Genomic DNA, 12,362 nt, shown 5'->3' with positions numbered 1-12,362 from the left:
ATCCTATTGAATTTTATTTGAACAAATGTCCAAAGAAAAAGCGTTACGATTTAGAGCAGATTATTAGATACGCTTTGAATTTAGCTGCAAATGAAGATTAGAGAAGTAGATAAAAGAGAGGTTAATTAAAAAAGGAGTATAAATATATAGGGAAAGGTGAGCAAATGATAGAAATAGCGATTTGCGATGATAAAATTAAATTTACAACTGAAATTGAAAAAATGATAAACGATTTGTGTTTACAATATGATGTGGACGTTGAAATTGATGTATTTTATGATGGTGCAACTCTAGTCAATCATGTCAATCAGGGGAAATCATATGATTTAATATACTTAGATATTGAGATGAAATATGAGAATGGTATCGATGCAGCAAGGCATATAAGGGAAAAAGATTCTACTGTTTTGTTGATATATGTGACAAGCCATGAAAGCTTTGCTAAAGAAGTATTTGAGGTTTCAGCTTTTAGGTTTATCACAAAGCCTGTGGATAAGCAGTTGTTTGAAAAGTATTTTTTGAGTGCGATAAAAATCATACAAGTACAACCAGTTTATTATAAATATCAGTATAACAAAATCCATTACAAACTTCAGATTAAAGATATAATTTATTTTCAGAGCGATAAAAGGGTAACTTATATTATTACTGTTAATGGTGAAAGAAAATGTTATGAAAAGTTAAATGATATTGAGGCAAAATTAAAAGAAGCGTCGGTGAACTTTATGCGTACTCATCAATCATTTCTTGTTAATACAGAATATATAGAAAAATATATGTATGATTCGATGATACTTACAGACGGAAGTTCAATAAGTATAAGTATAAAACGGCGCAAGGAAGTAAACAAACAATATTGTTCATATATGGGAGATAAAGTAATTGGATAGTATAAACTATACATTAATAACGGGAATATTAGATATTGTATTATCAGCAATAATTTTGAAAATTTATTTTGGAATCTTTTTTGTTTCTAAGGAAAAAAGAAAAGTAGAATTATATATACCTTGGATTATATATTTTGTTTGGCAAGTGTTTTTGTCGGTGGATAGTAATGTTCCTGCATATGCGAAGCTACTTATTAGTACGTTATTAATAATTGTGATTGGCTTAACGAGATACAGCGGGAATTTTGAACTAAAGCTTATTTATGCAATATTAATATGTGTTATATGGACGATGATGGAATTTGTTGTAGGGTGTTTCTTTAGTCTTTTAAATATTGATTATATCTTGTTACAATTAGAGGGCGCTATAATATCAAAATTATTTACATTAGTGTTGATTATTATAATACGATGTGTTTTAAGAAATGAGAATATTCAACATTTATCTAAAGAATATACTGTTTTACTATTACTTATACCTGTAGGCAGTATGTTTGTTATCTATAATATTTTTTCATTGACAGTCAATATAAATAAAACGCAGAGACAGATATACACTTCTCTACAAGGACTTTTAATTATGTTACTAATAAATGTATTAATATTTAAAGTTATAATAAAATTATCTGAGGAAAGTGAGCTTAGACGTGAGAATACTGTTTATGCACAACAACTAGAGCTGTGTAATATACATATGAAAGAAAAAGAATCTGTTATGCAAGAATCAAGAAATGCGCGACATGATTTGAAGTATCATTTTATCGTTATGATGAAGATGATAGAAATGAAAGAAATAGATAAATTAGATATCTATTTGTCAAAGCTAATAAAAGAAAATAAATATGAAAAATTAGGTATAGCAAGAACGGATAATATCGTGGTTGATGCTCTTGTAAATGCGAAATTTTTTTATGCACAAGAAAATGAAATTAGCTTTGAAGTGCATTTGAATATACCAACGCAGTTACCTTTTGAAAATGCAGATATTAGTATATTACTTGGTAATATACTAGACAATGCATTTGAAGCGTCGATACAACTACCAGTAGCAAGACGACATGTTGAGTTAATTATGAAACTTGAGAAAAATGCACTTATTATTGTGTTGAAAAATGCTTACAATGGAGTTGTGTTAAAAGATAAAAATGGTAAGCCGATGACAACAAAAAAGGATTCGGTAAACCATGGATTAGGATTAAAATCCGTAGTTAGAATTGCAGAGAAGTATTGTGGGTCAGTTTTATTAAATGAAGAAAATGGTTTTTTTGTTATGAAAATTTTGTTATGCAATGTATAAAATATAGAGAAGCATCTCAGACACATGAAGAATTGTGCTGTCTGGGGTGCTATTTTTGATTACGGGATATATAGGTCAATTGAAAAAGCAAATTCTACCCATAGATGGAATTTACTTTTTCAATCTTGGATATCTATTTAATTAAAAAAAGTGATTGACAAATGAGTTAAATGTGAGTATGATATATCCTATAATTCATATTAACACAATATGAATTATAGGAATGAAGGAGAAAGGAGAATACACAGAATGAAACCAATAATCCAAATTAAAAATGTTTCAAAAACATTTGAAAGCAAATCTGGTCAGGTTAAAGCATTGCAAGATATTTCAATTGATATTGAAAAAGGAGATATCTTTGGAATGATTGGTATGTCAGGTGCAGGAAAAAGTACGTTAGTCCGATGTATTAATTTTCTTGAAAGACCAACGGAAGGTACTGTTGTTATAGATGGCAAAGACTTAGGACAGATATCAGACAGAGAATTACGAAAAGCTAGAATGGAAATCGCAATGATTTTTCAACATTTTAATTTGCTTATGCAAAGAACGGTTATTGATAATGTATGTTTTCCTTTAGAGATAGCAGGAGTTAAGAAGAAGCAGGCAAGAGAAAGAGCAAGAGAATTGCTTCAAATTGTAGGACTTGAAAGTAAAGAGAAAGCATATCCAACACAATTATCTGGTGGGCAAAAGCAAAGAGTTGCAATCGCAAGGGCAATTGCGAATAATCCTAAGATTCTGTTGTGTGATGAAGCGACAAGTGCATTAGACCCAGAGACAACGAATTCAATATTAAAACTATTGAAGGATATCAATATAAGATTTGGGATTACAATCGTTGTAATTACTCATGAGATGAAAGTAATTCAAGAAATCTGTAATAAAGTAGCGATATTAAATGGTGGTGAACTTGCAGAGACGGGATATGTGAAAGATATCTTCACAGAACCTAAGACAGAGGAAGCAAAACGACTTGTATATCAAGGAACGTCAATTACTTCTTCTATGAAAGGAAAGCGGTTTGTAAGAATTGTTTACAGTGAACAATCCTCGTTTGAACCTGTGATTGGTAACATGATTCTTTCCTTCAATACACCGATTAACATTATGAGTGCTGATACTCGTAATATTGGTGGTAAGGCAATGGGAGAGATGGTTCTACAGCTTCCACAGGAAGATGAAATTGCAGAGAAGATGATAACCTATCTACGAGCAAGGAAGTTAGCAGTTGAGGAGGTGGAGCTTAATGTTTGATAAAGCAGTGACAGAAATGATAAAGATTGGTTTGCTAGAAACGCTCTATATGACAATTGTATCTGTTTGTGTTGGATATCTGTTAGGTCTTCCAATGGGAGTATTACTTACAGTTACAGATAAGAAGGGAATTAAGCCAAATGCATGTATCTACAAAATACTTGATGTATTTTCAAATATTGTTCGAAGCGTACCATTCATAATACTTGTTGTTTTATTGATTCCATTTACAAGATTATTGGTAGGCAAAAGCTATGGTTCTACTGCAACAATTGTTCCACTTGTAATTGCAGCAACACCGTTTATCGGAAGAATGGTAGAATCATCATTAAAAGAAGTTGATCATGGAGTTATTGAAGCAGCACAAAGTATGGGTGCATCGACATGGACTATTATACATAAAGTTCTTCTTGTAGAAGCAAGAACGCCATTAATTGTTGGAGCAACTATTGCAATTGGAACTGTCCTTGGTTATTCCGCAATGGCAGGTGCAGTAGGAGGCGGTGGACTTGGAGATATCGCTATCCGCTATGGTTATTATCGTTATCAAACAGATATTATGATTGTTACAATCGTAATCCTTGTTGTACTAGTACAGTTATTACAAGGTATAGGTATGTTCTTATCAAAGCGCTTAGATAAGAGAAACACAAATTAGAAAGCGTTTTATACATATAAAAAAGGAGGAGTATTCTTATGAAAAAGAAATTATTAAAAGCAGTAGTAGTTGGAACTTTAGTGGTGGTATCTTTAGTTGGTTGCAAGAAAGCTGATAAAAATGATACACAAACTTCAACAGAGGTGAAAACAGAGGTAGAAACAGAGGATACATCTGTGGCAGGAGAGCCTTCTGAAAAAGAAAAGGCATCAACAACAAAAGAAGATTCTGAAAAGAAAGTAATTACAATAGCAGCATCATCAACGCCACATGCAGAGATTCTTGAGCAAGCAAAAACAATCTTAGCAGAAGAAGGATGGGATTTGCAAATTACAGAATTCAGTGATTATGTACAACCGAATTTAGTGGTAGAGAGTGGAGATATTGATGCGAATTATTTTCAACATATTCCTTATTTAGATTCCTTTAATGCAGAACAGGGAACACATTTAGTTAATGCAGGCGGTATTCACTATGAACCTTTTGGCATCTATCCGGGAACAAAGAATGATTTATCAGAAATCGCAAAAGGTGATGTAATTGCTGTTCCGAATGATACAACAAATGAAGCAAGAGCATTATTACTATTACAAGATAACAATATTATCACATTAAAAGATGGTATTGGTCTTGAGGCAACCGTAAATGATATCGTTGATAATCCATATGGAGTTAAGATTCAAGAATTAGAAGCCGCTCAAGTGTCAAGAGTAGTGCCAGAAGTTGCATTCGTTGTATTAAACGGTAATTATGCGTTAGAAGCTGGATTCTCTGTAGGGAAAGATGCCGTTGCATATGAATCCTCTGAATCAGAAGCAGCTAAGACATATGTTAATGTAATTGCAGTAAAAGAAGGAAATGAGAACAACGAAGGAATTAAGAAATTAGTTGAAGTATTAAAATCTGATGAAATTAAAAAGTTTATCAAAGATACTTATGATGGTGCGGTTGTGCCATTTGAAAATTAAATTATAGAAAGCTCGTGGCGGTTTTAAGAAAAGACTGACACGAGCTTTTCTATTACTGGTTACTGTTCACACAAATTTGCTTTTCTATTGACTTTCAGTTAATATAGAAACGGGGAATCTAATTGCCTAACCTAGGTACAATAGAGATTACAGAGAGGAATTCACAAAAAATTGTGAAAAGGGAATCAAAAATGAATGAGTTAATAGCAAAGATAGAGAAAAAGTATATTCAGAATCCCGATGAAATAGTTTTTACTCTTTTGGAGTATTCATCAAAGGAAGGATTACATAGTAATATTTCGTATCGTGAGTTATGGATAAATACGTTGAAAATGGCACATACGTTAAAGAGGAATCATATTAAAAAGAAAGATAAAGTTGTAATTATATCAAACAATTCAATGGAAAACATATATTCCATATTTGCGGCTATGATGTCTGAAGTTGTATTTACTTTGGTGCCAATTCCAACAGATAAGAGCAAAATTAATCGATATAAATCAGTGTTAAATGCTTATGAACCACAAGCTGTAATTATTAGCAATGAAGTAACAAGAAAAATTGAAGAAAATAAATTAAGAGAATTAACGAATGACGAAATTGAAATCATTCGTTTTGATGATATAGATGATAATATAGAGCTGGAAGCAATTTTTAATGAAGCGGAAATGGAAGATACCGTGTATGTTCAATATTCATCTGGTTCTACAAGTGAGCCGAAGGGGGTAATGATATCGTATGAAAATCTGATGACTAATTTGGATGATATATCAGAAATGTTCCCTCCTTCAAATCATAGATTGGTATCTTGGGTACCATTTTTCCATAATATTGGATTGGTGGCTATTATTTTTGCAACGATATACCAAGAGAGACATACGCATTTGCTAAAGACAGAAGCGTTTATGGCGAATCCTTCGCTTTGGTTACGTGCAATTTCGGAGTGTAGAGCAGATATAACCGTTGCACCTGATTCTGCATATGATCTTTGTGCAAAAATAATTGATTCAAAATTGGCAAGTAATTTTGATCTGTCTTCACTTAAGATGCTTGCAAATGGTTCTGAAATGGTAAATCCTCAAACAGTGGAGAACTTCAGTACTAAATTTAACATAGAGAAAAGGCGTTTTGTAGCATGCTATGGATTGGCGGAAGCGGTTTGTGGAGTAAGTTCGGCAAGTGATAAATTTGAAGCATATCGTATAGACTATAATGAATATAAAGCGGATAGATTTCAAATAGCGACATCTGCTTGCGAAAAAACGAAGGAAGTTGTAAGTCTTGGAAAAATAGCAAAATCTATTAATCTTGTAATAGTAGATATTAAGAATCCGTCAAAAGAAGTATCAAGTAAAGATAAAATTGGTGAGGTATGTATTAGAGGAAAAGCAGTGGCATCTGGGTATTTGGGAAATGTTGAAGATAATAAAAACTTTCAACAAAAAATAGAAGGACATGAGGGCTTGTATTATCGAACTGGAGATATGGGAGTGATACAGGAAGGAAATCTTTTTTTAACTGGAAGAATTAAAGAGCTGATCATCATTAATGGGCATAATATATGTTCTGCTGATATTCAACAAGTTATTAAAAAGAATATTCCTATTTTGCAAAATGAAGTAATCTGTGTGTTTTCTTTAAGCATTGAAAAGAAGGAAAGAGTGGTAATCTGTATTGAATCGGACAGTGCCAATATTGATTATGCTCAGATATCATCTGAGATAAGTAAACTTGTTAGTGATAATTTTGATGTTTCACCATTTGAAGTGCTATTTGTTAAAAAAAGATCCTTAACAAGAACCGATAATGGAAAATTGAGAATTCATAGTATAAGGAGAGTTTACAAAGCGAATTGTTTAGAATTGATTTATTCCAGCAGAAAAGAAGTTTGTGAAGATATCATATTGACAGAAGAATGCGCGGATGAAATTGAAGAAAAGGTAAAAAGAATCTTTGAACATATATTGAAAATTAAGGTGTTGAATACAAATGATAGCTTTCTTGAACTGGGAGGGAACTCGTTTGATACCTTAGAGTTGGTTTCTCAAATTGAAAGTGAGTTTAATAATTCATTTGACGTAAGGGAGATTCTGTTTAATCCAACAGTGAAGGGAATAGCGGAACAGATAAGGGATAAAATATACGACGATAATATCACTGCACGAAAGATGGATCTCTATAAGGAGTGTATTCTAGATGATGATATTATATTACAAAGCGAATATAACAGTAGTCCAGGTGAATCAAAAATATTCTTCCTTACAGGAAGCACAGGATTTTTGGGTGCGTATTTAATTAGAACACTTATCGAATCTGTTTCAAATAAAGAGATGAAACTTTACTGCCATTGTAGAGCGAAAACGAAAGAGGAAGGTTTACAGCGTATTATAAAGAATATGAAGCACTTTGAATGCTGGCAGGATTCTTATGAGAAGTATATATATCCAGTTTTGGGTGAACTATCTTGTTCACACATGGGGATTGAAGATGAAGAATATAATAGATTGATAAATGAGGTCGATTGTATTTACCATAATGGAGCACTCTTGAATTTTATGTTTCCTTATGAATATTTAAGAAAAGCAAATGTAACAGGAACAAAGGAATGTTTAAGATTTGCGTGTACTGGTAAGGCGAAGTATTTTAACTATATATCATCTTTTAGTGTATATGATAATCCAAGTCATTTTAAAACAATTGCTTATGAAGCAGATCGATTAGAATCGGCAGATGGATATTTCTTAGGGTATTCTGAAACAAAATGGGTATCTGAAAAACTAGTTACCATGGCGGAAAAACGTGGGTTAAGGGCAGCAATTTATAGACCAGGGGATATTACAGGAAGTGTAAAAGAAGGGATATGGGACATGGGGGATCTTGTAAGTCGTGTACTTGTGTCTTGTGTTCAAATGAAAAAAATTCCGAATATACCAATAAATATTTTCTTCACACCCGTTGATTATGTAAGTGAAGCGATTATTCATATTTCTTTGCAAAAAAATGCATATTTTATGGCGTTTAATATTGTTAATACTAAGATTGTTAATACAGACGAATTAGAAAAGATTATACAAGAATGTGGTTATGGTGTTGAACGAATACCTTATGGGGAGTGGCAAAGGGAGTTATTAATGTCGGATACCGGAAGAAATTCGTTGAAGATTTTGGACTGCCTATTTAAGGAAAGTGAAGATGATGAAAGAAGCATAGTAAGACGATATGGAGATCTTGAAGCAGTTTTTGATACTACAAATGTAGATGCTTTTCTTGATGACACTCCTATTCGGTGTCACCCTGTTGATAAAACATTACTATCAAAATATTTTGAATATTTTGAAGCGAAGGGATACATTACTGTGAACGTTACGTGTGAACAGTAACAGGGATATATTAATCAAGTATAAGGAGGCATAGGTGAAAAAATGGAAAAAGAAATAATAGTTTCAAAAGATGGAAGTGGAGATTATGTAGATATACAGTCGGCAATTGATGCAATTCCAGTAAGTAATGCAGAGCCGATTACAATACGTGTTCGTGAAGGAATATATAAGCAAGTAATAACAATTCATGAGAATCAATCGTATATTAAGCTAGTAGGGGAAGGCATTGATAAGACAGTTATTACCTATGATAATTATGCAGGTCTTGTTAATGAAGAGGGAGAGAAGTTAGGAACATTTCGAAGCCCTACGGTGTTTGTCAATGGAAGTCATTTTAGTGCGGTAGGAATTACATTTGAGAATTCTTATTTTCAACCGGGTTTTGATGCAATGGGAAGACAAGCGGTTGCAGTAAGTACGAGTGGAGAAGGCAATACATTTATTGAGTGCTCGTTTAAGGGATATCAGGATACTTTGTATGCAAAGGAAGGTTCTTGCTACTTTTTGCATTGCTATCTCGAAGGTGATGTGGACTTTATATTCGGTGCAGCTCGCGCGGTATTCGAAGAATGTCAAATTCATTCGCTAAATCGTGAATCATTGACGGAGAATGGTTATGTTACGGCAGCAAGTACAAATGCAAGAGACGAATATGGATTCTTACTACTTAATTGCAAGTTAACAGCAGAAGAAGGTACGGCGAAGAACTCTGTTTATCTTGGAAGACCATGGCATCCAAGTATGCGAACTGAGCCAGTATGTGCGGCTACTGTGTTTATGAATTGTGAATTAGGGGAGCATATTCGGGAAGATGGTTGGACGAATATGCATGAGGCATACCCTGAAACTGAGAGATTGTATGAATATGAGAATACAGGTCTTGGTGTATATGTGAATGAACAAAGACGACAATTAACAGAGGAAGAGGCAAAAACATATACGAAAGCAAATGTATTGGGCTGGTAGATGAAAGTCGAATCCATCTTGTAATATAGGAACTAATGTGGTAATCTAAATGACGGTATGTATTTAGGTTACCATTTAAATTGTTTTTGTATAGAGCGACAGTGCTAATTTCAAAAACGAGGTTCAAATTGGAATTGTAGTCCTAATTTAAAAGATAATCAGAAATGGTTGCGTTTTATCTGTGAGAAAGGCAGGGTTACTATTATGAATTCGAAAACAAAATCAGGTTGTGAATGTTGTAGCAATTATGTATATGATGAAGAATATGGTTATTATGAATGTGAAGTAAATCTAGATGAAGATGAAATGGTTCGTTTTCTGCAAGATAAATTCTTTAACTGTCCGTATTTCCAACTTGATGATGAATATAAGATTGTAAGAAAACAGATGTAATGCGTGGAGGCAAGATTTAAAAATGAAACAGAAAAAAACAAAAGAGCAATATTTAACAAAAACAATTGTTGTATGTTTGATAGCAACAATATGTTGTACATTGTGGGGAAGTGCGTTTCCAGCAATTAAGCTTGGATACAAGTATTTTGAAATCGGTGCAAATGATTCTGCAACACAGATTCTATTTGCAGGATGTCGTTTTACACTAGCAGGAATATTAACGGTTCTATTCGGAAGTATCATGAACCGTAAAGTATTGATACCTAAGAAACAATCGTATAGCAAAATATTTATATTATGTTTATTTCAAACGGTGTTACAATATATATTCTTCTATATAGGATTAGCGAATACATCGGGTGTGAAATCAGCAATTATTAATGGTTCTAATGTGTTTATGTCTATTATTATTGCATGCGTATTCTTCCGACAAGAAAAATTGACTTGGAAAAAGATGATAGGATGTATTCTTGGATTTGCCGGTGTTGTAGTAATCAACCTAACAAAAGGTGGAATTGATATGCACATGACATTTACAGGAGAAGGATTCATTCTAATCTGTACAATCGCTTATGGATTGTCCTCTGTTATTATGAAGAAGTATTCAAAGCACGAAAATCCAGTTGTTTTAAGCGGCTATCAATTTTTTGCTGGTGGAATTATTCTAGTAATACTGGGTCTGCTAAGTGGCGGAAAACTTACTGTAATCACAGGCAAAGGAGTTGCGATGTTAATTTATTTAGCAATGTTATCTGCTGTAGCATACTCATTATGGGGAATCATCTTAAAATACAATCCAGTATCCAAAGTAGCAATCTATGGTTTTGTTAATCCAATCAGTGGTGTAATCCTATCTTCTTTATTCCTACATGAGAAAGGACAATCCTTTGGAATAAAGGGCGTAGTAGCATTAGTATTAGTTTGTATTGGAATCTTTGTTGTAAATTATCAAGGTAATGGCTTAGATGTAAAGCTGAAAGCAAAAGGATACAAAGAGGAGTTGACGGATTAAGATGGGAAAAGAAGAGATACTTGCGTATGCTCTAACTAAGATAGGTGCGTATTTAGATTATCCATTTGGTGAAATACCTATCTGTGTGAAGGTAGAGGGAAAAATCTTTGTGGAATTGTATCCAGAGTCTACTGACTATAAGATTACATTACGATGTGAACCTATGTTAGCCGATTTTTATCGTCAGCAATATCCGAATATTGTTGTAAGGGGATACCATTGTCCACCAGTACAACAGCCATATAAGAATACCATATATATAGATCAAATTGATGAGAAAATGTTATTCGATATGATTGACCACTCATACAGTCAAGTAATTGCCAGAATGACGAAGAAGCAACGATATAAAGTATTAGATGCCATTGATAAGAAGCAATTAGTAGAATGTGGTGCCATTTATTTTGAACGAATAGAAGAAGGATTTCGTGGGTATGAGAACAAGATACTTGAAGGAAGCAGGGAAGAATTAAAAAGTGCCGTATACTCACTTTGGCAAGACAATGGAGAAGAGAATGCCTATGTAGATTGGTATTATGGGACATTGCAAGCAGAGGAAAAAGAGCGGATTCGAGATGTCTTATCAGCTGAGAGCAAAGCAATATTAAGTCGTTATGAAGCATGGACGGATTTGATGTTTCTGCCACTGAATAAGGAATTGTTTGATTTAACAATGGAGTTAAATCAAACAGAAGCATTATTTTGCACATATTATTTTTGCAAATCGCCTTGTACCGTGTGGGGAAATTATGATAATAAATATCAGTGTTTTATGTTGAAATCATAACGATATAGTTTGTCAACATACATTAATTGAGTCAAGTTCAAATAAGCATTAACATATCTATAAGATATCAGTAAAGAAGTTATATAAAAGTTTTTTATAAAATGCGTAAACGTTTTAGTAATATAAAATACGTGTACGTATTTTATTAAATTCTTAATATCAATAAGATATAGTGGAAATAGTTTGGGAAAAATGAAACTGTTTATAATCGAAAAGGGAAGGACATAGTCCAGAATAAATCTGTTAAATAAAATATAATTAGAAAGTTGTGGTACATACAATGAAGGATTTAACGAAAGGAAAGCCAATCACATTAATTTTTCAATTTGCTTTTCCTGTACTGATTGGAAATATATTTCAGTTGCTATATAATTTAATTGATACAAGAATTGTTGGAGAAACACTAGGAGAGCAGTCGTTGGCAGCAGTAGGCGCAACAAATTCCATTAATTCATTGATAATAGGCTTCTTGTTAGGATTAACAAATGGTTTTGCAATAAATGTTGCAAAGAGTTTTGGAGCAAAGGATGAGAAGGGATTACGAAAGTCAACAGCAATGGCAGTTGTGTTAGGTGTTGTGACAGCAGTGGTACTTACTGTGTTAAGTGTCGTATTTTTAATGCCACTATTACGAGTTTTAAATACACCAGAAGAAGTAATTGAGCAATCTTATACGTATATTCGAATTATCTTCCTTGGTATGATTATTGCGCTGTTATATAATATTTGTGCAAGTGTTTTACGTGCAATTGGT

11 protein-coding genes are annotated in these 12,362 nt (G+C 33.0%); all 11 read left to right on the top strand.

The window, feature by feature from the left end:
- Positions 1–164: 164 nt before the first annotated feature.
- A complete protein-coding gene (locus RMR19_RS15100) occupies positions 165–890 on the top strand; it encodes a LytR/AlgR family response regulator transcription factor (RefSeq protein WP_310604328.1) in 726 nt (241 codons plus the stop codon).
- The gene (locus RMR19_RS15095) at positions 883–2,187 is read left to right on the top strand and encodes a GHKL domain-containing protein (protein WP_310604327.1); all 1,305 of its coding nucleotides are present in this window, start codon (positions 883–885) and stop codon (positions 2,185–2,187) included. The genes RMR19_RS15100 and RMR19_RS15095 overlap by 8 nt, the downstream gene beginning before the upstream one ends.
- A 249-nt stretch (positions 2,188–2,436) precedes the next feature.
- On the top strand, positions 2,437–3,444 hold the full coding sequence (locus tag RMR19_RS15090) for a methionine ABC transporter ATP-binding protein (protein WP_310604326.1): 1,008 nt from the start codon (positions 2,437–2,439) through the stop codon (positions 3,442–3,444).
- Complete coding sequence (locus RMR19_RS15085) at positions 3,437–4,102, top strand: methionine ABC transporter permease (protein WP_310604325.1); 666 nt, start codon at positions 3,437–3,439, stop codon at positions 4,100–4,102. Before RMR19_RS15090 ends, RMR19_RS15085 begins: the two co-directional genes overlap by 8 nt.
- A gap of 38 nt (positions 4,103–4,140) precedes the next feature.
- Positions 4,141–5,070: a MetQ/NlpA family ABC transporter substrate-binding protein gene (locus tag RMR19_RS15080; RefSeq protein ID WP_310604324.1), complete on the top strand. Its 930-nt coding sequence runs from the start codon at positions 4,141–4,143 to the stop codon at positions 5,068–5,070.
- 191 nt (positions 5,071–5,261) lie between these two features.
- The gene (locus tag RMR19_RS15075) at positions 5,262–8,450 is read left to right on the top strand and encodes a thioester reductase domain-containing protein (protein ID WP_310604323.1); all 3,189 of its coding nucleotides are present in this window, start codon (positions 5,262–5,264) and stop codon (positions 8,448–8,450) included.
- A gap of 42 nt (positions 8,451–8,492) precedes the next feature.
- Positions 8,493–9,416, top strand: coding sequence for a pectinesterase family protein (locus RMR19_RS15070; protein WP_310604322.1), 924 nt, complete (start codon positions 8,493–8,495; stop codon positions 9,414–9,416).
- Positions 9,417–9,620: 204 nt separating this feature from the next.
- A complete protein-coding gene (locus tag RMR19_RS15065; RefSeq protein WP_310604321.1) occupies positions 9,621–9,809 on the top strand; it encodes a DUF6472 family protein in 189 nt (62 codons plus the stop codon).
- Between the two features lie 22 nt (positions 9,810–9,831).
- Positions 9,832–10,821 carry a DMT family transporter gene (locus tag RMR19_RS15060; RefSeq protein WP_310604320.1) on the top strand — a complete coding sequence of 330 codons (990 nt, stop codon included), beginning with the start codon at positions 9,832–9,834 and terminating at the stop codon, positions 10,819–10,821.
- A 1-nt stretch (position 10,822) separates the two neighbouring features.
- Positions 10,823–11,608 carry an MmcQ/YjbR family DNA-binding protein gene (locus RMR19_RS15055; protein ID WP_310604319.1) on the top strand — a complete coding sequence of 262 codons (786 nt, stop codon included), beginning with the start codon at positions 10,823–10,825 and terminating at the stop codon, positions 11,606–11,608.
- Positions 11,609–11,888: 280 nt separating this feature from the next.
- Positions 11,889–12,362 (top strand): MATE family efflux transporter (locus RMR19_RS15050; RefSeq protein WP_310604318.1); only part of this gene is annotated, 474 nt, incomplete at its 3' end.

Source organism: Anaerosporobacter sp. (genome assembly GCF_031551385.1).
Classification (GTDB): Bacteria; Bacillota; Clostridia; order Lachnospirales; family Lachnospiraceae; genus Anaerosporobacter.
The sequence above is the reverse complement of the archived record's forward strand: the minus strand, read 5'-3'. Positions and strand labels throughout refer to the sequence as shown.